21 protein-coding genes, 1 tRNA gene and 1 pseudogene are annotated in these 20352 nt (G+C 70.8%); 13 read left to right on the top strand and 10 right to left on the bottom strand.

Translation table 11 applies throughout. From position 1 onward, the window contains the following. The first annotated feature begins 95 nt into the window (after positions 1-95). Both P3T39_RS16875 and P3T39_RS16870 read left to right on the top strand, forming a co-directional pair. Positions 96-995, top strand: a complete 900-nt coding sequence (locus P3T39_RS16875) for an ATP-binding cassette domain-containing protein (protein WP_280698480.1) — start codon at positions 96-98, stop codon at positions 993-995. After that, complete coding sequence (locus P3T39_RS16870) at positions 955-1842, top strand: ABC transporter permease (protein ID WP_280698479.1); 888 nt, start codon at positions 955-957, stop codon at positions 1840-1842. Before P3T39_RS16875 ends, P3T39_RS16870 begins: the two co-directional genes overlap by 41 nt. A 239-nt stretch (positions 1843-2081) precedes the next feature. Here the strand turns inward: P3T39_RS16870 and P3T39_RS16865 are convergent, their stop codons facing one another. Both P3T39_RS16865 and P3T39_RS16860 read right to left on the bottom strand, forming a co-directional pair. Then, positions 2082-4148 (bottom strand): HAD-IIB family hydrolase, encoded by a 2067-nt coding sequence (locus P3T39_RS16865; RefSeq protein ID WP_280698478.1) that lies wholly within the window; start codon positions 4146-4148, stop codon positions 2082-2084. Positions 4149-4617: 469 nt separating this feature from the next. Next, positions 4618-5067, bottom strand: a complete 450-nt coding sequence (locus tag P3T39_RS16860; protein ID WP_280698477.1) for an RICIN domain-containing protein — start codon at positions 5065-5067, stop codon at positions 4618-4620. Positions 5068-5558: 491 nt separating this feature from the next. On the opposite strand from P3T39_RS16860, the gene P3T39_RS16855 reads away from it, so the two are divergent. Together P3T39_RS16855 and P3T39_RS16850 are read left to right on the top strand one after the other, a co-directional pair. Next, positions 5559-5750: a hypothetical protein gene (locus P3T39_RS16855; RefSeq protein ID WP_280698476.1), complete on the top strand. Its 192-nt coding sequence runs from the start codon at positions 5559-5561 to the stop codon at positions 5748-5750. 254 nt (positions 5751-6004) lie between these two features. Then, on the top strand, positions 6005-6844 hold the full coding sequence (locus P3T39_RS16850) for a class I SAM-dependent methyltransferase (RefSeq protein ID WP_280698475.1): 840 nt from the start codon (positions 6005-6007) through the stop codon (positions 6842-6844). Positions 6845-6971: 127 nt separating this feature from the next. Here the strand turns inward: P3T39_RS16850 and P3T39_RS16845 are convergent, their stop codons facing one another. Further along, positions 6972-7175 (bottom strand): DUF4180 domain-containing protein, encoded by a 204-nt coding sequence (locus P3T39_RS16845; protein WP_280698474.1) that lies wholly within the window; start codon positions 7173-7175, stop codon positions 6972-6974. Positions 7176-7336: 161 nt separating this feature from the next. On the opposite strand from P3T39_RS16845, the gene lepB reads away from it, so the two are divergent. The 3 genes from lepB (at position 7337) to P3T39_RS16830 (ending at position 9666) form a co-directional block, all read left to right on the top strand. Then, positions 7337-8179 carry a signal peptidase I gene (gene lepB, locus P3T39_RS16840; protein WP_280698473.1) on the top strand — a complete coding sequence of 281 codons (843 nt, stop codon included), beginning with the start codon at positions 7337-7339 and terminating at the stop codon, positions 8177-8179. Positions 8180-8267: 88 nt separating this feature from the next. Further along, positions 8268-8801 carry a hypothetical protein gene (locus P3T39_RS16835; RefSeq protein ID WP_280698472.1) on the top strand — a complete coding sequence of 178 codons (534 nt, stop codon included), beginning with the start codon at positions 8268-8270 and terminating at the stop codon, positions 8799-8801. Positions 8802-9033: 232 nt separating this feature from the next. Beyond that, positions 9034-9666, top strand: coding sequence for a hypothetical protein (locus P3T39_RS16830; RefSeq protein ID WP_280698471.1), 633 nt, complete (start codon positions 9034-9036; stop codon positions 9664-9666). Between the two features lie 97 nt (positions 9667-9763). On the opposite strand, the gene P3T39_RS16825 is transcribed toward P3T39_RS16830, so the two are convergent. Further along, positions 9764-10261 carry a GNAT family N-acetyltransferase gene (locus P3T39_RS16825; RefSeq protein ID WP_280698470.1) on the bottom strand — a complete coding sequence of 166 codons (498 nt, stop codon included), beginning with the start codon at positions 10259-10261 and terminating at the stop codon, positions 9764-9766. A 462-nt stretch (positions 10262-10723) separates the two neighbouring features. Here P3T39_RS16825 and P3T39_RS16820 point away from each other — a divergent pair, with 462 nt between their 5' ends. The 3 genes and pseudogenes from P3T39_RS16820 to P3T39_RS16810 all read left to right on the top strand — a co-directional run. Then, positions 10724-11284, top strand: coding sequence for a GNAT family N-acetyltransferase (locus tag P3T39_RS16820; RefSeq protein WP_280698571.1), 561 nt, complete (start codon positions 10724-10726; stop codon positions 11282-11284). 441 nt (positions 11285-11725) lie between these two features. Next, positions 11726-12055 (top strand): hypothetical protein, encoded by a 330-nt coding sequence (locus tag P3T39_RS16815; RefSeq protein WP_280698469.1) that lies wholly within the window; start codon positions 11726-11728, stop codon positions 12053-12055. 117 nt (positions 12056-12172) lie between these two features. Continuing rightward, positions 12173-12361, top strand: a pseudogene (locus P3T39_RS16810) (murein biosynthesis integral membrane protein MurJ); the annotation flags it as partial. Between the two features lie 90 nt (positions 12362-12451). Here the strand turns inward: P3T39_RS16810 and P3T39_RS16805 are convergent. Beyond that, complete coding sequence (locus tag P3T39_RS16805; protein ID WP_280698468.1) at positions 12452-12886, bottom strand: phage tail protein; 435 nt, start codon at positions 12884-12886, stop codon at positions 12452-12454. 345 nt (positions 12887-13231) lie between these two features. Here P3T39_RS16805 and P3T39_RS16800 point away from each other — a divergent pair, with 345 nt between their 5' ends. Further along, a complete protein-coding gene (locus P3T39_RS16800) occupies positions 13232-14020 on the top strand; it encodes an AAA family ATPase (RefSeq protein WP_280698467.1) in 789 nt (262 codons plus the stop codon). A gap of 247 nt (positions 14021-14267) precedes the next feature. Beyond that, positions 14268-15104, top strand: coding sequence for a TrmH family RNA methyltransferase (locus P3T39_RS16795; protein WP_280698466.1), 837 nt, complete (start codon positions 14268-14270; stop codon positions 15102-15104). A gap of 82 nt (positions 15105-15186) precedes the next feature. On the opposite strand, the gene P3T39_RS16790 is transcribed toward P3T39_RS16795, so the two are convergent. Then, positions 15187-15576 (bottom strand): penicillin acylase family protein, encoded by a 390-nt coding sequence (locus tag P3T39_RS16790; protein ID WP_280698465.1) that lies wholly within the window; start codon positions 15574-15576, stop codon positions 15187-15189. Between the two features lie 3 nt (positions 15577-15579). On the opposite strand from P3T39_RS16790, the gene P3T39_RS16785 reads away from it, so the two are divergent. Next, positions 15580-15653: transfer RNA gene (locus tag P3T39_RS16785), tRNA-Met, on the top strand. Positions 15654-15740: 87 nt separating this feature from the next. Here P3T39_RS16785 and P3T39_RS16780 read toward each other — a convergent pair. The 4 genes from P3T39_RS16780 to P3T39_RS16765 all read right to left on the bottom strand — a co-directional run bounded on the left by P3T39_RS16780 (position 15741) and on the right by P3T39_RS16765 (position 20281). After that, positions 15741-15911: a hypothetical protein gene (locus tag P3T39_RS16780; protein ID WP_280698464.1), complete on the bottom strand. Its 171-nt coding sequence runs from the start codon at positions 15909-15911 to the stop codon at positions 15741-15743. A gap of 468 nt (positions 15912-16379) precedes the next feature. After that, on the bottom strand, positions 16380-18149 hold the full coding sequence (locus P3T39_RS16775) for an ABC transporter ATP-binding protein (RefSeq protein WP_280698463.1): 1770 nt from the start codon (positions 18147-18149) through the stop codon (positions 16380-16382). Between the two features lie 17 nt (positions 18150-18166). After that, positions 18167-19999, bottom strand: a complete 1833-nt coding sequence (locus P3T39_RS16770) for an ABC transporter ATP-binding protein (RefSeq protein ID WP_280698462.1) — start codon at positions 19997-19999, stop codon at positions 18167-18169. Between the two features lie 159 nt (positions 20000-20158). Next, on the bottom strand, positions 20159-20281 hold the full coding sequence (locus P3T39_RS16765) for a SapB/AmfS family lanthipeptide (protein ID WP_280698461.1): 123 nt from the start codon (positions 20279-20281) through the stop codon (positions 20159-20161). Positions 20282-20352: the final 71 nt, after the last annotated feature.

Genomic DNA, 20352 nt, shown 5'->3' with positions numbered 1-20352 from the left:
GCGCAGGTCCCCGAGCACCGGCCGCAGGTTCCCCGGGTCCCCCGGGTCCCGCAGGACGTCCCGTAGGAGTTCTGCCAGGACGGAGAGGAACGAACATGGCCGTGACAGGACAGGCACAGCACGAGCGGGCGGCGGACACCGCCGAGCCGAGAGCGCTGCGGTGCAGCGGTCTGCGGTACTCCTTCGGCAGTACGCGCGCCGTGGACGGCGTGGATCTCGACGTCAGGACCGGGGAGGTCTTCGGTCTGCTCGGGCCCAACGGCGCGGGCAAGACCACGGCGATCCGGGTGATCACCACGCTGCTGCCGGTCCCGGCGGGCATGGTGGAGGTGTTCGGTCATGACTGCGCGCGGGAGCGGATGGCGGTGCGGCGACTGCTCGGCTACGTGCCGCAGCAGCTCTCGGCGGACGGCGGGCTGACCGGCCGGGAGAACGTCGCGCTCTTCGCCCGGGTCTTCGACGTACCCAGGCGCGAGCGCACCGCCCGGATCGAGGCGGTGCTGGCGGCGGTCGGGCTGAGCGAGTCCGCCGACCGGCTCGCGAGCACGTACTCGGGCGGCATGGTGCGCCGCCTCGAACTGGCGCAGGCGCTGGTCAGCGCACCTCGGCTGCTGATCCTGGACGAGCCGACAATCGGACTCGACCCGATCGCGCGGACGAACGTGTGGGGGCACATCACCCAGGTGCGGGAGGCCACCGGGATGACGGTCCTGGTCACCACGCACCACATGGACGAGGCGGAGCAGTACTGCGACCGGGTGGCCCTGATGCACCACGGGCGGATCCAGGCCGCCGGCACTCCGCAGGAGCTCAGGAACGGGCTCACTCCCGCCGAATCCGCACGGCCCGGCGGGCAGAGCGCCATGCCGCCGACCCTGGAGGACGTCTTCCGCCACTACGCCGGAAGCGGCCTCGACGGCCGGGAATCCACCGAGGACGGAGGCGATTTCCGAGATGTCCGCCGTACCCGCCGCACCGCGTCCCGCGTCGGCTGACCAGCAGGTGCCCGGCTCACCAGCGGCTGACGGTGCATCGCCGGCAGGGATTCTGCCGCGGGTGCCACCTCCCCCGCGCAGCAGCTGGCGGGTGGTCCCGGCCCGGATGCTCGCCATGTGCCTGGTGGAGCTGCAGAAGCTGCGCCACGACCGCACCGAGCTCTACACCCGCGCCGTCCAACCGGCCCTCTGGCTGCTGATCTTCGGCGAGACGTTCACCCGGATCCGGGCGATACCCACCGGCGACGTGCCCTACCTGGACTTCCTGGCACCCGGGATCATCGCCCAGTCCGCGATGTTCATCGCCATCTTCTACGGCATCATGATCATCTGGGAACGTGACTCGGGCGTCCTGACCAAGCTGCTGGTCACCCCGACACCGCGCTCCGCGCTGGTCATCGGCAAGGCCGTCGCCGCCGGGGTCAAAGCGGTCATCCAGGCCGTCGTCGTGATCCTGATCGCCGCCGCGCTGGGCGTCTCGCTCACCTGGAACCCGTTGAAGCTGACCGGTGTCGCCCTGGTGGTGGTGCTGGGTTCGGCGTTCTTCGCCTGCCTGTCGATGTCGATCGCCGGGATCGTGCTCACCCGGGACCGGCTGATGGGCATCGGTCAGGCCATCACCATGCCGCTCTTCTTCGGCTCCAACGCGCTCTATCCGGTTGCCGTGATGCCGGGTTGGCTGCAGGCCGTCAGCAGGGCGAACCCGCTCAGTTACGAGGTGGACGCCCTGCGCGGACTCCTTCTCGGCACCCCCGCCCATCTCGGCCTGGACCTGGCGGTGCTGGTCTTCGCCGACGTCCTCGGCATCGTCGCCGCCTCCGCCCTGATGGGCCGTCTGGCGCGCTGATCCGGCGCTGCGGACCCTGTCCTCGGGCCGCGTACAACGGAGTAGGTTTGTCGGCGTCCCGCCCCGCCGGGGCCTGTGGCGGGCCCTGTTCGTGGGCCCCGGTACCCCCGTGGCGACCCGCCAGGGGACTCCGATCGACCCGGGAGGCCCGATCCGCTTGCCGTCCGCGCCCGACCCGACCGGACCGGACTGAACTGGAGGGCCGGGAGACGCCGGACAGGCGCCGGGAGTTGCTGCGGTCAGGAGGTGCTGCCCAGGCCCTGGATGGCGGCGATGATCTCGGCTGCCCAGGCCGTCGGATGGCGGTGGCCGAGCCGGCCGGCGAGGGCTGCCAGGCGGTGCCGCCGCTCGGCGGGTGTGAGCGCCAGGGCCTGGGCCAGCTTCTCGGCGAGGTCGTCGAGATCGTAGGGGTCGGTGAGCACTGCCGCCTCACCCAACTCGTCCGCGGCTCCGGCATGCCGGGAGAGCACCAGCGCACCGGGCAGACCGACGGCGGCCTGGGCGGCGATGAACTCCTTGGCGGTCAGGTTCATCCCGTCCTGCAAGGAGGTGACCCAGAGGACATCGGCAGCAAGGTAGTTGTCGATGACCTCGGCGAAGGAGAGCGAGCGGGGCAGGTAGTCGATGGGCTGCCAGCCATCCCTCCCCCAGCGCCGGTTGACCTCGGCGACCCGCTGTTCGAGTTCCTGCCGTGTCGCGTCGTACGCGGTGATGCCGGGCTCGGGCGGAGCGCAGACGAGCCGGAGGCGGAGGCGCCCGCGCAGCTCGGGGCGGCGGGCCAGCAGCGCCGCGACCGCCTCGACCTTCTCCACCGGGGCCTTGGTGTAGTCCAGGCGCTCGACGGAGAGCACCAGTTGGCCCGAACGCTTCCGGGCACGGGGAGCACGGTGAGCACGGTGGCGGGCCAGGGCCTCGATGGCATCGCGGTCGATACCGAGCGGGTGGACGCCGATCCGTGGCGGCTCGGCGGTGTCCGCCAGGACGGACCTGAAGTGGTCGGCGAAGGTCTCGGTGTGGAAACCGGCCCAGTCCAGGCAGCCGAGCGAGGCCCGGACCTCGTCGGCGGTGGGCAGCGCCGCGAACACCTCGGGCGGCGGGAAGGGCGTGTGGTGGAAGAGACCGACTCGCAGGTCTGGTCGGGTCTTGCGGAGAACTCCCGGCACCAGCCAGAGGTTGTAGTCGTGCAGCCAGACCGTCCCGCCCGGCCCTGCCTCGCCGGCGATACGTTCGGCGAAGCGCTCGTTGACCGCTCGGTACTGCTCCCACGCCGACGGGTCGAAGTGCAGCCGTTCGGGCTGGGACATCAGCACGGGCCACAGCGCTTCCTTGCACGCCTGGTGGAAGTACGCCCGCCACTCGGCGGGGAGCAGCCGCAGGAAGGATAACGGGATCTTGGTGCCGTGCCCGTCGAGGCGAGCCGCATGCTCCTCCTGCTCCAGGACAGCGGCGGCCACCCAGGTCGCATCAAGCCCTCCCCCGAAGAGGCTGCGCAGCGTTGGCAGAATGCCGTTCGGGCTCGACGGTTCCCGCCAGCCGCCCTCCGGCGTCCAGTTGACCGGCGGGCGGTGGTAGCCGATCACGAGCGGTGAGTCGGCCTTCACCCAGCCGAGGTCCAGCAGCGCGCGCAATACTCCTGCCGCGCCGGGCTGTTCGGGCCTGTGCACCGCCTCCTGCCCGGCGAGTGCCTCGATCAGCGCGGGCTCCGAGTTCCCCACCGCCACGCCGTGGGTGCCGAGTTGGAACATCGACAGGTCGTTGAGGCTGTCACCGGCGACCAGGATCGAGGCCGGCGACCAGCCCTGTCTGCGGGCGAGGGCCGCCAGGGCAGTGCCCTTGGAGACACCCCGGGGCAGTACGTCGAAGTAGCGGTCCGCCGAGTAGACCCAGGCGCAGCCGAGGGCCTCCACGGCCTCGGTGACCGCCGACGTCAGATCATGGGGGCGGACGAAGAACGAGCAGCGGCCGTCCTGCGATACGCCGTCCTGGTAGGTCAGTCGGGGGAAGCGGCCCAGCTCGGCGCGCACGCGCTCGGCACCTGGCCAGCCTCTTCGCAACTCGCTCTGGAGCGCTTCGACGGGAGCGTGATCGACACCGTCGAGAACGCTCGCCCCGACGTCGGCGATGATCCAGCGGGGCCGGGGCAGCAGTTGGTCCTCCAGCGCCTCGCGCACCGAGGGCAGTCCGCGCCCGGTGGCGAAGACGACCATCACTTCGGGGTGGCGATCCAGGGCGTCGCGCAGACGCCGTCTGGCCGTGACGTCCGCGCCCAACAGGGTTCCGTCAAGGTCGGCGACCAGAATTCGCACACGGGCTCCCTTCGTCGGCGGGGGAACCGGATACGAAAGGGTGCGTACGGCTCAATCGCCGCGCCCCCACCAGCCGTCGACGCTGACCGAACACCTATTCATACATCATCATTGGTCAGATTGATGACTGAACGTCAGATATTGGACATCGAGGCACGCTACAGGGGCATAGGGAAGATCAAGCCACTCGCAGGAGTGGCTTCAACCATCGCCGATGGGGAGGCCAGGGCCCGCCGACCGGGTTCGGCGCTCCGCCCCCCGGCCCGACGGGCGTGCTCGCCGACCGGGGCCGGTACTGCAATTGTGCCGCTCCAGAAGGGCGGTGCGAGGTGTTCGATATTCCGGCAGCACAGCTATACGGACTGCTTCCGGCGGGGAAGGCATACAAGGCCGGTGCGCCTCTTCCAGGACGCACCGGCCTGCTTCCCCACCGTCGGCCGCCCGTCGGATCACCGGGCGGCTAATCGGCTCAGTGGTAAGTCCACTTCTGGTTGGTCCAGCCGTTGCAGCCCCAGAGCTGGACCTTGGCGCCGTTGTTGGGGATCGTGTTGGTGTCGCCGTCGAGGCACTCCCAACCGTCGGCGTTCTGCAGCGTGGAGCCGTTCCAGTACCACTTCTGGTTGGTCCAGCCGTTGCAGCCCCAGAGCTGGACCTTGGCGCCGTTGTTGGGGATGGTGTTGGTGTCGCCGTCGAGACACTCCCAGCCGTCGCCGTTCTGGATGGTGTAGTAACCGATCGGCATGTTCGGCACCGGGGTCCAGTACCAGCTCTGGTTGCTCCAGCCGTTGCAGCCCCAGAGCTGGACCTTGGCGCCGTTGTTGGGGATGGTGTTGGTGTCGCCGTCGAGACACTCGTTGCCGTCGTTGTTGGTGAAGGCGGTGGTGTGGTAGGTGGTACGGGGCGCGAAGCTGCCCGTCACTCGGCTCCCCGGCGAAGAGCCGCCGGACGGGAGTTGCGCGGTGGACGTCACCTCTACCACGCGCATACCGGCCGCCGGGCCCGAAGCGGTGAGTGGCCGGGACGATCCGTGAGTGGCCTGAGCGGCGGCCCCTGGCACAAGGGCCAAGGAGAGTGCACTCACGCCGATCGTGAAGCTGAGTCCGATCCGAGTTCTGCGCATTGCTGCCTCATTTCTCCGACGGCGACTGCGCGGACGCTCAACCGATCCACAGGCACCGGCGGCGACCACGGTGACGACGTTAGAGAACTCTCCCTCGGGCCGACAAGGGCTTGCCGGAAACTGTCGGAAAGAGCCAATCACGATTCCGCAAATATGCGCAGATCTTTCGATTACAAACAGCTGACGACCCGTTGGGGCCAGCGGTGTCGGCGGTGAGAGATCTTCGAGAGTAGCGCCGTTTTCGGGCACCGACGGACCAGAAAGTCCTGACGTACCTACCGGGAGGAGAGATGACCAAGCGCAACCCAGCCAACTCCGGCGGATTCCAGCGAAGTTGGGGCCGAAGGCCCGGCTTGGGCTTCGGCAGGTTCAGCCCGAGTTCGGCCGCCAAGGCGGCGATGAACTCCAGTTGGTGCCGTACGGATGCCCAGTCGATGCGCCAGCCGGCCAGCGCCTGCTTCGCCTCGGCACCCGACGGGTAGCCCGAGATCGCCCCCTCCGGAAACTGCACCAGCCGGGCGCCTGCCTCCCGTGCCACCAGCATCAGTTCGCGTACTGCTGACCCGTTGGCCAACGGGTCACAGGTGACCGTGCTCTGCGCGACCGCGATTCGAATACTGTCCGCCACATCGACATGTCTACCTCATCGCGCACGGCGCAGCGCACGGCGGATCGGCGGAACGCCGCCGGCTGGACCGCCATCGGTGGGCGATCGCGGCTTCGCTATGCTCGCCAAATGATCAAAGTGTGGGACGCGGCGGCCTTCGACGCCTTCGAACGGACTGGCTGGGCCGGACGCAGCGAGGCGTACGAGAACGGCTTCGCCCGCCTGACCGCACACACCGTCATACCTCTGCTCGACCTGGCGGGCGTCGCCGGCGGCGACGCGGTCCTCGACGTCGGTACCGGCCCAGGCCTGGTGGCCTCGGCCGCGCTCGCACGCGCGGCACGGGTGACCGCCGTGGACGCCAGCGCCGAGATGGCCGCGCGGGCCCAGGCCGCCTGCCCGGACGCAGAGGTCCACGCCGCCGCACTGCCCGACCTGCCCTTCCCCGACGCCTCGTTCGACGCGGTCGTGGGCAACTTCGTCATCAACCACCTCGGCGCCCCCGAAGCCGGTCTTGCCGAACTGTTCCGCGTGCTGCGTCCCGGTGGGAGGCTCGCGCTGACCTGCTGGGACCGCGCGTCGATGCGGGCCACAGCGGTCTTCGGCGAGGCCGTGGCAGCCTCCGGCATCCCCTATCCGCCCGACCTCCCGACCGCCGGTCCTTTCCTCGCGGGTGCCGACGACCGTCCCGCGGCGTTCCGCGAGCTCCTCGCCGAGGCCGGTTTCACCGAGCCCCGCGCGGAAGGCCTGGAATGGCTCCACCGGGTCGATCCGGACGAATGGTGGGCGTCCGTGGTCGCGGGCACGCCGCTGACCGGTTCGGTCATCGCCCGTCAGAACCCTGCCACCGCGGCGGCGATCAAGCACCACTACGACACCGCCGTGGCCCCCTACCGGGAACCCGGAACCGGTCTCGTCGCTCTCCCCGCGGGCGCCGTCCTCGCCGGCGCCCGCCGTCCCACCGGCTGAACGGAGCCGGGCGGGCCGTGGCATCTGGCGTGAGTCGGCGAGACCGAACTGCCGCAGCGGTCCAAAGGCCTCGCCTCGAATACCGGTAACGAAGGCCCACGCGATGCTCGTCCGGCTCGACCGGGTGCTACTCGTGAGGGGTGCCGTTGACCGCCCGCAGGCGGTTGGCGAGGTCGTCGGTGTCCGGGCAGAGCCAGAGTTGGGTACTCCGGTTGCTCTCACGGGCGAAGTCGCGCGGGGCTGAGCCGGCGGCCACGTGGCCGGAGATGTCGCCGAGGACGACCAGGCCCACGCGGTAGGTGACGAACTTCTGGACGATCTCACCGGCCACGCCCGTCCGCAGTCGGAAGAAGTCCTGATCGAGGCGCTCGACCGGGCTCTTCGCCGCCAGGGATTGTTCGACGGACCCGTGGTCAGATCGTCCGGGAACCTTCGTACGTTGGAATCACGGGGCGTACAGCACGCCACAGGAGAGAACATGGGGGGCCGGAGATGAGCGGCTGGTGGCGGCAGGGGCAGCTGGAGCGGACGCGAAGGCAGTCGCGGCGGCCGGCCTGGGTGGAGATACCGGTCATGGTCGGTCTGGCGCTGGTGCTGGCCTTTGTCGTCAAGACCTTCTTCGTGCAGGCGTTCTGGATCCCGTCCGGGTCCATGGAGAACACGCTGCAGCTGGGCGACCGGGTGCTGGTCGACAAGTTCACGCCGTGGCTCGGCTCGACGCCCTCGCGCGGTGATGTGGTGGTCTTCCGCGACCCGGGCGACTGGCTGAAGGACGAGCCCACCCCGCCCGCGGGCGATGTCCAGAAGGTACTGAGCCTGGTCGGGTTGATGCCCTCGGCCGGCGAGAAGGACCTGATCAAGCGGGTCATCGCGGTCGGCGGGGACACCGTGCGGTGTTCTGCGGGCTCCCCCGTCGAGGTCAACGGAGTGAAGCTGGACGAGCCGTACCTCTACCCCGGGGCGACGCCGTGCGACACCGACTCGGTCGGGACGATCACCGTGCCCAAGGGCAGGCTCTGGGTGATGGGCGACCACCGCAACGCCTCCGCGGACTCCCGGTACCACCAACTCGCCGTCGCGGGCGACGGTTTCGTCCCGGTGGACCATGTGATCGGACGCGCCTTCGTGGTGGCCTGGCCGATCACGCACTGGGCCACCCTGCCTGAGCCCGGCACCTTCCACCAGCGGCAGCTCGACGCCGAGGCCGGGTCCACCCCCGCCACGGCCGAGGCCCCGGGACTGCTGGCTCTGGCCTCCGCCGTCCCGCTGACGCTCTGGTACCGGCGCAGGCGGACGGCCACCGGGGCCGACGTGCCGCAGGGTGTCGACGGGTGAACAGGCAGTAACGTGAGCCGGGAAGGGCCCCGGAAGGGAGTCCGACGGTTCGTCGGGGCGCGCCCCGGCCCGGCCGAAGGGGCGTCGGATGAGTGCGATCATCACCGGGGACCAGGCTTCCGCCGAACTGCTGGTACTGGATGTCGGGGCCTCTGCGTACGGTCGGCCGAGTACGGATCCGGGCAGGGATCGGCCGCCCGTCCGCTGGCGGTGGTCGCCGCAGGCGGACTTGGCCGACCTGGACCCGGCGCGCACCTGGCAGCTCGTCAGTGAGGCCAAGCCCCGCTGGTGGCGCGGCAAGCGGCTGGTGCCGACCTGCGCCTCGGAGGGGCTGGCCGCAGCCGTGACGTTCCCCGGCGGACGGGTCCTGTGGGCGACCAGGCTGCTGCACCTCAACCCGCACAGCGTGGAGGTCACGTCCGCCGGGCACATCGCGGTGGCGGCGAGCAGCCCGGGTACGGTGCGCCTCTATCCGGCGACCACCTCCCCGCGCGGCGACACCTTCACGGCCTTCGAGCTGCCCGGCGCGCACGGGGTCTGCTGGGACGAGGCCCAGAAGGTGCTGTGGGCGCTCGTCCACCTCCTCCGTCACGGGGGCGAAGAGCCCGGAGAGGTGCGGTAGCCGCGTCGGGTCGAAGGCGGTAGCCGGGCGTGACGTCATCGGGACCTCCCACGCACCGGGTGCGCCGCCGTCCTCCCGCTTCCGTCTCCAGTCCAACGCGCCTGCGGGCGGGCCGCAACAGCGGACGCACACCGGGCCGGTGGCGGCGGAGGACCGAGCGCCGGAGGATGGAGAAGGACGGGGGGATCGCCGATCCGTCCGGCCGGGGCGACCGTCGTGCTGGAGGTGCCCGATGAAGCAGCCCGATCGGGGACGCGGGCCACGCGGTGGGGGCCAGGCGATGCGCGGGGTCCGCGAGCGGAACGTCTTCTTCGCCTTCCTCCCGTGGATCATCTTCGATGTCGTCGCCGGACCGAGCACCTGGGAGCTCGCGGCCTTCGCCGCCCTCGTGGCCACGATCGTCCTCGGCCTCCCGGATCTGCTGCGCGGCGCCGTCAAGCTCCTCGACATCACCGGTGTCGCGTTCTTCGCGGTGATCAGCGTGCTGGGCCTGGTCGTCGACCGCCACCAGCTCATCTGGCTGGAGACCTACTCCCAGACGATCGCCGGCGGCGTGCTCGCGGTGGTCGCCCTCGGATCGCTCGCTTTCGTGCCGTTCACCGAGCAGTACGCGCGGGAGTCCACCCACCCGCAGGTCTGGGCGACTCCGGCATTCAAGCGGACCAACCGCGTGCTGACCGCGATGTGGGGAACTGTCTTCCTGCTCACGGCCGTTCTCGGCCTGATCGCGCTGCACGTCGGCTCAGGGACGGACTGGCTCAACTGGATCGTCCCGGCCATCCTGCTGGTCCTGGCGATCCGGATCACGCACTGGTACCCGGAGTACGTGCGCGAGCAGGCCCGCCGGCGATCGCAGGCCGGCTGAGCGGTGCCGGATCCGCGCCCTCGGGGCGTGCGCGGCCGACCACGTGCCCAAGGTCCCGACCACGTGCCAAGGTCCGCAGCACAGTACCCGGTCGGGCTCAGTCGGTGCCCAGGGACTTCGCCATGACCCGCTCCCGACCGACCCCGTCGGGCAGCAGGGCGCCGAATTCGCCGGTGTCCTCGAACCCGTTGCGCCGGTAGAGCATGCTCGCGTGGGCGTTGTCCGGCATCACGGCCAGGCTCAGGAGACCGGCCTTCTGCCGCCGGGCCCACCGTGCCACCTCGCCGATCAGCATGTCGCCGACACCCCGCCCCCGCGCGGCCGGGCTGACCCACATCGAGATCAGCTCGGCAACACCCTCCTGCTCGGTCGGGATACCGCTGGCCATCCCGACCGGCCGACCGTCGAGCTGCGCGAGGATGTTGTGCGAGCCCGGGATCTCCAGCCGCCCCCGCCAGCGCTCCTCCCGGTCGGCCTCCCCCTGCCAGTCCGCGAGCCGGGAGCCGAACGCGTACGGCGCCTCCGCGAGCGCGGCGAGCCGGAGCTCGCGCCAGAGGGCCCAGTCATCCGGTGTCAGCACCCGTAGTTCGATCATGCACGGCAGCATGCCGTCCTGACACTGTCTGCGGCAACCCACTTGCCTGCCAAGCAGGCGAGTTGCCCTCACTCGCCGACGACGACGAGCGAAGCGGCCAGTGCCCCGCTGCTGGAATCCCGCCGACGGCCGCCCCGTACGGTGGGTGGCAGACCACTCCCGACCACCGGAGCAGCTCAGATGGACAGCACTACCTGGGACACCGTCGACCGCCTGGTCGCCTGGCTCGACCGCGAGAGTCCGCTCTCCGCAGGGGACGAGCGGCTGCTGCGCATCATCAAGCTCTCCGAGGAGGTCGGCGAGGTCGGCCAGGCGGTGATCGGGGTGACCGGCCAGAACCCGCGCAAGGGCGTGACGCACTCCTGGGAGGACGTGCAGCACGAGCTCTGTGACGTGATCTTCGCCGCCCTGGTCGCGCTGCGGACGCTGACGCCCGAGGCCCGTGCGGTCTTCACCGAGCGCATGGCGTACGTCGATGCGCGCTCGACAGCCGACCGGTCACCGGCGCCCACGCTCGACGTTCCCGGGGCCGATCGCCTGGATCTGCTGCCGCTGCGGGTGGAACACGCCGAGGAGCTGGCCGAGGTGCTCGGCGACCCGCAGCTGCACACCTTCATCGGCGGTTCACCGGACAGCCCGGAGGCACTGCGCACTCGCTACCGGCGCATCACCGCGGGCTCGCCCGACCCCGAGGAGCTGTGGCTCAACTGGGCGCTGCGTCTACGGGAGGAAGGCTGCCTGGTCGGCACGGTCCAGGCCACGGTCAGCGGAGCAACCGCCGAACTCGCCTGGGTCGTCGGCACCCCCTGGCAGGGGCGCGGCTTCGCCACCGAGGCCGCCCGCGCCCTGGTCACCCGCATCGCCGAACAGCCCTTCGGGCCCGACTCGCCGGTCACCACCCTCGTCGCGCACATCCACCCGGAGCATCACGCCTCCGCCGCAGTCGCCGCCGCCATCGGCCTCCACCCCACCGACCACCGCAAGGACGGCGAAGTCCGCTGGCAACTCGACCTGCCCGTCTGAGGCCCCGGCCCGCGCGATGAACGAGGGAGCCTCGTGGGAGGCGCACGCCCGTCACGGAGAGGGTTCCTTCGCAGCGCTCTGCGACGTCAGCCCGGTGGAGGCACCATCAGGCAAGGCTCAGCGCCGCAGGCTCAACCGGGGCGGTGACACCATCGGGCATCAAGCCCGCGGCAATTGCGGATCCCCGCGTCCCTTGGGGACACCCACTGCGGCTCGTGCGCCCGGTCTGGGGTGCCCGGTGCGGTTGGGGCGCAGCCGGGGCCCAGCGGGTCGGGGAGCGTCCTGTCCTGGAGCGCAGTTTGCACTGGCTTCGCCGGAGGCCGGCCTGGCGCGCTGCATCCCGTGGCCATGCACAGCGCCGTAACCGCTCGGCTGACAGCAGTACCCGACCTCACGGAATGCCTGCGGGCAGGTCAGGGGACGCCGTGGCACTGTGGACTGATGATCAGCATTGCCGAGACCATCGCGAACCTGCCGGGCCCGGCCTATGACGCCATGCGAGACCCCTACGAGTACGCGCTCGACCTCGCGCTCGAGTGCCGCATCGTGCCGGCCGAGCACATCGACGCCGCCCACGAGGAAGCGCGCAGCGAGCTGCGGCCGGGAATCAAACGCGGCCCGGAACGGCGGGCCGTCCTGCGCAGGGCGATCGTCCGGTGGTGCCGGGCGGAAGGCGCGGAGCTCGAAGAGGTGTACTCGATGATGGCTCACCGCTATATGAAGTTGCACTCCATCGTCTGCCCCGGCCACCCAGGCCGTATCGACGCGTGATCGGGTGCCGGCTCCGGCCTCCACGGACAACGCCGGCTGTCAGGCCCGAGGACGTCCGGTCAACGGTGCGAAGGGATCTGACAGTCCGTCGTGTTCTCCGGCAACTACATTGGGCCGATGGTTGAAGAGACGGAAGCTGTCGGCGCGGGGTCGGTCCGTGGGCAGGGGCGTGGGCGCCATGCGGCGCGACGTTCGCGGCAGGGGTCCGGCGGGCTGGTGCGCTCATCTGCGGTGATGGCGCTGGGCACGGTGGCGTCTCGGGTCACCGGGTTGGTTCGGCTGGTCCTCCAGGGGGCCGCGCTCGGGAGGCACTCAACGCGCGGGGCAAGTTCGGCGCGATGATGTGGACACCGGTAGGGGTGCTCGACGCCTCACCCCTCGCCTGGTGACACCCCGTTAGTGCACCTCGGTCTCCACATGGTCCCCGACCAGCGAGATGCGCCTGATCAGGCTCTGATGGCCGTCGTCGAGCCCGGGCATCTCGATCTCGATGGCGAACGCGTTGCGGACGGTCCAGGTCACGATGGGACTCTCGCTGCCGGTGGCGACGAGGGAGATGGTCAGGTCCTTCTTCTCGACGACGTTGGCCTTGGTTGCCTGGATCCAGTCCACCAAGGCACGAACGCCGCCGGAGACGCTGTAGAGCAAGGTGATCTCCGGGGTCCGCGATGCGCCCGGCATCCGCATGATGCCGCCCGACCCGTCTCGGTACTCCAGCGGTTCGGTACCCGTCTTGACGAGGCCGTCCTCGAAGAGGACAGCCTCGTCGTCTTTCGCGGTGACACCGGTGAGCCGGAGGCAGTGGCTGTTCTCAGGAACGAAGGAAGTCATGGCGTTGTCCTCACCCAAGGTCATGGCTGTATCAGGTACTTGACGGCCCGCCGGAGCGAAACCCGCAGCCCGGTACGAGCCCGACCGGCGGGCCGCACGAGGCAACGAGGCACTTCTGCCGAACAGCCGGTGGCCCGACGCCCGAGGCCCGCGCAGACGGCACGTCCGAGCCTGCCGCTCCGACCTCCCTCCCCGCATCTCAACACGCGGCCCCGAACGAGGAAGTCCACACAGCGCGGCAGACCGGCGGCCGGGACCGCACACGGCGACGACCGACGCCCCCGGCCCGTGCGAGGCTGTGAAGCGATCGGTTCGGGCAGGACATGAGGCAATGGTGGGGGCGGTATGGACACGTCGCGTGTGACGGGGGCTGAGGATGTTTCACGCGAAGGGCCGGGGACGGCGTTCCGTCCGCACGGGCTGGTGGATCTGCGCGGACAGGCCGGCGCCGGCACCGTTCTGTCCTATCCGGCCGACGCCGTGGTGGTCGTCTCCGGGCTGCCCGGCAGCGGCAAGAGCACGCTGCTGCGCCGCTGGTCCCGGACCGTACCCGCCGTTGATCCACGCGATGTCCACGTCCAGTGCGAGAGCCTCATGCCCGAGTGGCTGCCCTACGCGGTGTACCGCCCCTGGGCGCGCCTGGTGCACTTCCGGCGGCTTCGAGCAGCGGTACGCGGCGGAGGGGCGCTTCTGGTGCACGACTGCGGCAGCCGGCCATGGATGCGTCGATGGCTGGCCCGCGCCGCCGCGCGGCAAGGACGCGAACTGCACCTGGTCCTGCTCGACGTCGGAGCAACCGAAGCCCTCGCCGGTCAGGAGGCGCGCGGCAGATGGGCGGCGCCACGCGTCTTCACCCGACACGGGCGAGGACTCGACCGGCTGCTGCGCGCACTGTCGGCACCCACCGCGACCGGGCCGTACTCGCAAGCCGTCCCCGCCCCGACCCTCGTCCCGGGAGCCACGAGGCCCGGTCGCCCCTTGCCGGTCCCCGACGTGGTGTCGGAAGTGGCTTCCGTGGTTCTGCTCGACCAGGTCTCACGGGGACACGCGGCAGCGGAGTTCGGACCGGACCGCCAACCGCCGGGAGGTGCGCGGCAGACCGGGCGCGAAACCCACCGACGCGTGTCCCAGTGAGCAGGACAGCCCAACTCTCCTGATCAGTCGCAATTCTGGCGATCCGTCAAACAGGTCCGGCATCGGCAGCGTCAACCGGCCTGGCAACTGCGGGCTTCGGCGTCAACGGGCCCGGCCCTGCGGGAGAAGCCGACGCCGAATTCCTTTCTGCGCCCGGTCCTTCGAGCAGCTGTGCGCGCCTCGCCACCAGCACGTCCGGTGTACTCTGCAGGGCACATGGTTGGCGTCATCACACCTTGGGGGACGGTTGCCGGCGGTCCGACGGATCACTTCTCGCAACGCCCGCTTCCAGCAGTGGCAGGCCCTGCTCACCAACCGCAACAAGCGGCAGCGCGCCGGGGAGTTCCTTGTCCAGGGCGTACGGCCCATCTCGCTGGCGGTGCAGTACGGCTGGCCGGTTCACGCGCTGATCTTCGACGGGGAGCGGAAGCTGTCGCGGTGGGCCGAGGAGCTGCTGCGGGCGGTGCGGACCGAGCACATCGCCATGGCTCCGGACATGCTGGCGGACCTCGGTGAGAAGAACGAGACCGTGCCCGAGGTCATCGCCGTGATCGGGATGCCCGACGACGACCTCGGCCGGATCACGGTCGGGGACGACTTCCTCGGTGTGCTGTTCGACCGGCCGACGAACCCGGGGAACATCGGGAGCATCATCCGCTCTGCCGACGCCTTCGGTGCGGACGGTCTGATCGTGGCCGGACATGCCGCCGACGTCTACGACGCGAAGTCGGTGCGCGCCAGCACCGGCTCGCTGTTCGCACTGCCCGCCATCCGGGTTCCCTCTCCTCGCGAGGTGACCGACTGGGTGGACACCCACCGTGCCTCGGGGCGATCGGTGGCCTTGGTCGGTACGGACGAGCACGGCGATTGCGATGTCTTCGACTTCGACTTCACCCGGCCGGTCCTGTTGCTGGTCGGCAACGAGACCAGCGGGCTCAGCAGCACATGGCGCGAGTTGTGCGACTTCACGGTGAGTATCCCGATGACCGGCGCGGCGAGTTCCCTGAACGCGGCCAACGCCGGGACAGCGGTCCTCTACGAGGCTTCCCGGCAGCGGATCGCTGCCGGGAAGCGGTCGCCCTGACTGAGAGTCAGCGGTGCGGGGCCGTGATCTGCACGTGCGGGTCGGCGTTGATCTCGGCTTCGGTGAACCGCTCGGTCACCCACTACTTGTGGGAGAACAGGACGGTCTGGTCGGTGTAGTGGGGCGACTCGGGGCTGGCGGATTCGCCGTAGGTGAGGATCGTGCGGGTGCGGGGGCCGTGCGACGTCAGCTCGGTGGCCATGATGAAGCTGGAGCCGTACGCGTAGTCGCCATGGCCGTCGGTGCCGCCGGTAACGCCCGCGGTGGGGGTCGCATCGACGGCGTTGAAGCAGCCCTCGCCCCCGGAGCAGCCGGGCAGCGGGATCCCGGCCGTGGATGTACACCCCCGGACTGATCCGCCTTGGCGATCGCACGCGAACCTGCTCGTCGGGTGCTCACGAGAGCGTGGGCTCTGCCCGGTTGCTGCAATGGATTTCGCGGTGGGCGCGAGTTGCCGTACAGTCAAGGTCATCGACGCGGGGTGGAGCAGCTCGGTAGCTCGCTGGGCTCATAACCCAGAGGTCGCAGGTTCAAATCCTGTCCCCGCTACTGAAAGTCCGGGCCCGGTGCACACAGTGCGCCGGGCCCGGGTCTGTTTCCGGGTCATGTTTGGTCGGTCACCTGTCAGTAACCGCCCTAGTCTCCGTAACCGCCGTAGCCGCCGCCGTAGTCGCCGCCGCCGTGGTCGCCATAGCCACCGCCGTCGCCGCCCCAGTCGTTGTAATAGCCGTAGTCACCGTAGCCGCCGCGGTCACCGTGGCCGCGATCGCCACCGTGGTCACCGTAGGCGGAGACAGAGGACGGCACCGCATTGGCGGAAGCCGCAGTTGCTCCGGCTCCGACGGCGATGGCCAGGAGGGGGGCCGCGCATGCGGCGGCGGCCAGACGACGGATCCTTGACGTGTTCGAACGCATCATGTTCCCCTTTCGGGGCATTCCTGAAGAATCGACCCGAACAGCGGGCCTGTGCGCACCGGATCCTGCGCACCACTCCGGTGCGGAGTGCGCCTGGCAGAGAGCGAATGAATACGCAGCCGCTACCCGACCAGTGCTCCGTCGGCCGCCTGGCGCTCTTTTGAGAGGGAAAGATCTCTTAAAGCCAACGTAGGCACATGCCCCGCATGAAGTCAAAGGATCAACGACAAAGGGTCAGTAAAGATACGCGCCGGCCGTGTTTCGCGCAGATCCTCATACCCGGGGCGGGTGTTGGCCGTTCGGCCATTGCCGCAGGCGGCCGAACGGCACGGTCCGTCGACAGTGCGCGACAGAGAGAATTCAGGCAACCGGGCTGCCGGGACGGCCATGCACCCAGGGTTCGCTCCCCCAGTGGGCGACGAGCTCTCGGTAGCCCGGCGAGGCTGCGAGGAGTTCCTCATGGGTGCCCACCGCAGGTTCGGCGTCGAGCAGTACGATCCGGTCCGCACGCAGGGCCGAGCTGATCCGGTGGGCGATGACCACCAGAGTCCCCGGGCGCCGGCGGAAGACCTCCTCGACGACCGCCTCGGCCGCCGGATCGAGGTGGCAGGTCGCCTCGTCCAGGACGACCACCCGGGCAGGTGACAGAAAGGTGCGGACCAGCGCCAACAACTGGCGCTCACCTGCCGACAGCCGGCTACCACTGAGCTGCGCGTCGAGTCCGCCGAGGCGCCGGACCAGCGGCTCCATGCCGAGCAGCGCGACGGCCTCCGCCAGCTGCGCCCCGGTCGGAGCGGCCTGGGCCGGATCCGCGTGGGCCGGCAGCAGGTTCTGCCGCAGGGTGCCCGCGAAGACGTAGGCCTCCTGCGGCACCAGCACTCGCAGCGATGCGAGTTCGGCGGCCGACAGCCCGTCCACCCGCGCCCCGCCGAGGTGGACGGCTCCGCCTGTGGGGACCGCCAGGCCCGCCATCAGGTCGGCCATCGTGGACTTGCCGATGCCGCTCGGGCCGACAACGGCAAGGTGCTCGCCGTCCGCGATCCGCAGCGTGAACCTGTCAAGGATCGGCTCCGCCTGCGGGTGGTGCGCGAAGCTCACCCGGTCGAACTCGATCGCGCAACCGCCCGCCCTGTCCGGGACGGGTGCAGGTGCGGGCGCAGACGCAGGTTCAGGTGCAGACACCCGTGCCGGTACGGATGTCTGCGCACAGGTGTGGGCGCTCAGCCGGTCCAGCGCGACCGTCAACCGCAGGCCCGAGGCACCGACTCCCTGGATCAGGGTCCGCAGGGCCGGTTCCAGGCTCAGGGTGACGTAGGCCAGTGCGCCGACCACGGCCCCGGGAGGCAGTCCGCTCCGAAGCAGCCGCCCGGCGTCCAGCAGGATCAGCACCGCAGGCAGGTGCGCGCCCGCAGCGACGGTGAGTCGGCGTACGGCGCCCATCCTGGCGAGCGCCTGCCGGGCCCGGGTCTGCCGGACGATCACCTCGTCCAGCTCGGTGGCGGCCCGCCCCGGCGCCCCGCAGGCCGTGATGTCACCGATCGCCGCGAAGGTCCGGGAGGCCAGTGCGGCGAACTCCTCCTCGGCCTCCAGCAGTTCCACCTGGCGGTGCGCCAGGGCCGGGAGCAGGAGGACGAAGGCGAGCAGCGCGACCCCGAGCGGGAGTGCGATACGCGGCAGCAGCCCGGGGGCTATGGAGGCCGCCCCGAGCAGGACGAAGGCGACCGTGACGGCGAAGTGACGGACGATCAGGAGCTGTCCGGCCACGCAGTCCCGGACCGTCTCCACCTGGCGTGCCAGCCGGGAGACGGTCGCCGGGTCGCCGGTGGGCGCGGAGGCCGGGGCGTGCAGCGCAGCGCCGACGACCCGGGTGATCAGTGCGTCTCGCAGGGGTTCCACCACATCGGCGACGTGGGGGTAGACCTGGCGCTGGCCGAAGGCGCCGAGGACGGAGACCGCACCGAGGAGGAGCAGCCAGCCCACTCCCGTCGCGACCCGGCCAGCCAGGAAGCCGCCGTCCAGCGCCTGGGCCACCAGCCGGCCCGAGAGTGCTGCGGGCAGCGCCTCCGCCAGGGTCCAGAGGGTCATCATGGCCAGCGGTCGCCGCTTGGAGCGCAGTTCGGTCCGGAGCATGGCCCACCCGGGGGCGCTCACCGCGCCGCCCGGGTTGCCGTGCCGTGCGAGTCCGCATCGTGGTCCGTGGCTGCCTGGTCGGCTGCGTTCGCGGGCCCGGGCTCGCAGAGCTGCCCGTCGGACGGTCTGTCGCGCGAGCGGGGAAGACCGGACGGAGAGGCGAACAGCGCCCGGTAGGCGGGGTCCTCCCGAAGGACCCGGTGCGGTGCGAGCGCGCGCAGCCGGCCCGTGTCGAGCCAGGCCACCAGGTCGGCCTGGGCGGCCGTCGAGGCGCGGTGGGCCACCACCAGGCGGGTGCGTCCGCGCAGGGCCCGGCGGACGGCGGCGTCGATCCGGGCTTCGGTGGCGGTGTCGAGGCTGGAGGTCGCGTCGTCGAGGATGAGCAGCCGTCCGCCGCGCGCGATGGCGCGGGCCAGGCCGAGGCGCTGGGCCTGGCCGCCGGAGAGCCACAGCCCGTGGACCGGTGTGTCGTACCCCTGCGGGAGCCGGCGGATGAACGCGTCCGCCTCCGCGTCCCGTGCGGCGCTCCGGATGTTCTGCGGTCCTGGCCCGGGCGGGTCGGTGTAGGCCAGCGCGTCCGCGACGGTGTCCCCGAGCAGCACGGGGCGGGGCAGGGCGTAGGTCACCGCACGGCGCAGCAGGTCGGTCCTGATCTCGCGCAACGGGACGCCGTCCAGCAGGACTTCGCCTCCATCGGGGTCCAGCAGGCGTCCGGCGAGGGCGGCGAGTGTGGATTTTCCGGCTCCGCTGGGCCCGACCACCGCGACGGTCGCGCCCGCCGGGATGCGGCAGGAGACACGGTCGAGGACCGTCTCGCCGCCGATTCGTACGGTGGCCTTCCTGAATGTCAACTCTCCTCCTCCTTCCGGGAGTTCTCGGTTTCCCGGGGGCATCGTCGGCTCGGCGAGAACCTCGGCGAGGCGGCCGGCGCCGGCCCGGGCTCGGGCGAAGGCGAGCAGGGACTGGGCGCTCCCGAGGAAGCCCAGTGCGAGGGTGGTGTAGCCGACGGCCGCCAGCAGTTCGCCGGGTGTGACGCGTCCGGCGGCGGCCTCGGCTCCGGCGACCGCGAGCGTGCCGAGTTGCAGCGCGGGCAGCAGCAGCGCGGTCCGCCACAGGACGGCGCGCTGGTCGGCCCAGAGCATCCGGCCGGCCCGGTCGAGGTCGGGCAGCGGTCGGAGGATTCTGGCAATCTCGTGGTCGGTGGTGGCACCGGCCCTGATGGTGCGCAGTCCGGCGAGGGCGTCGAGCAGCCGGGTCAACAGGTCGGCCTGGGCCTGCTGGTAGGCGGCCGCCGCCTGCGAGGCCCGGCGGACGAAGAGCCGTACGGCGATCAGACCGGCCGGCACTCCGGCCAGGACGACCACGGCCGGCCAGGGGTCGATGCGGGCGAGCGCGACGAGGGCGGCCGCCGAGGCTGCCGTCTGCACGGCGGCGTAGCCGAGGGCCGCCGCCGCACCGCCGGCCTCCGGCGCTCCCGCGACCAGGCGGGAGACCAGGTCGCCGGTGCCGAACCGGCGGGTGCCCGGCAGTCCAAGGGCCAGCGTGTGCCGGACAAGGTGACGGCTCAGTCGGGCGGTGTTGGTGGCTGCGGTCCAGGGTTCCGCCAGTTCGGTGCCGGTCTCGGCCGCCGTGAGGAGTGCGAGCACCGACAGGAAGACCAGGGTCGCGTGGCCGGTGCGCCCGGTGAGTGCATCGTCCACGGCGGCCGCCAGTGTGCCCGGGAGTGCGACCGTCGCTGCCGTACCCGCCAGGACGGACAGCAGCAGGACGGCGGTCGGCAGGGCTCCGCTGCGCAGACTGGACCAGAGCAGCGCGTCACCTGACGACCGGTCGGATTCGTTCGATCGCATCGGGCTTCGGCTCCACTCGGTGATCGGGGCAACCCGTGAGGTTGCTGGGCGGACCGGTGGGGATACCGGCCCGGGGATGGTGCTGCCCCCGGGCCGGTACCGCGTCATCGGCAGGTGCTGCCGGGCGCGGTGGTCAGTCGGTAAGGGCTGTGCCGGGTATTAGAGGCAGAGAATGGTGCTGACGGTACTGACACCGCAGTTGACGACGCTGAGAGTGCTGGGAGCGGTCTCCTCGGCGGGAATCTCGGGTGCTTCCAGACCCTGAAGGTCGAGAATCTCCATGGTGTTCTCCTCTGTTCGGATCTTCTGGTTCCTCCCGGCGGGACCGCCGGGGGTCGGTGGGGGCACCTGGG

This window comes from Kitasatospora sp. GP82, from assembly GCF_029892105.1.
In the GTDB taxonomy this organism is placed as follows: domain Bacteria; phylum Actinomycetota; class Actinomycetes; order Streptomycetales; family Streptomycetaceae; genus Kitasatospora.
Note: the sequence above shows the minus strand (reverse complement) of the source record. Positions and strands in the feature narration are given on the sequence as shown.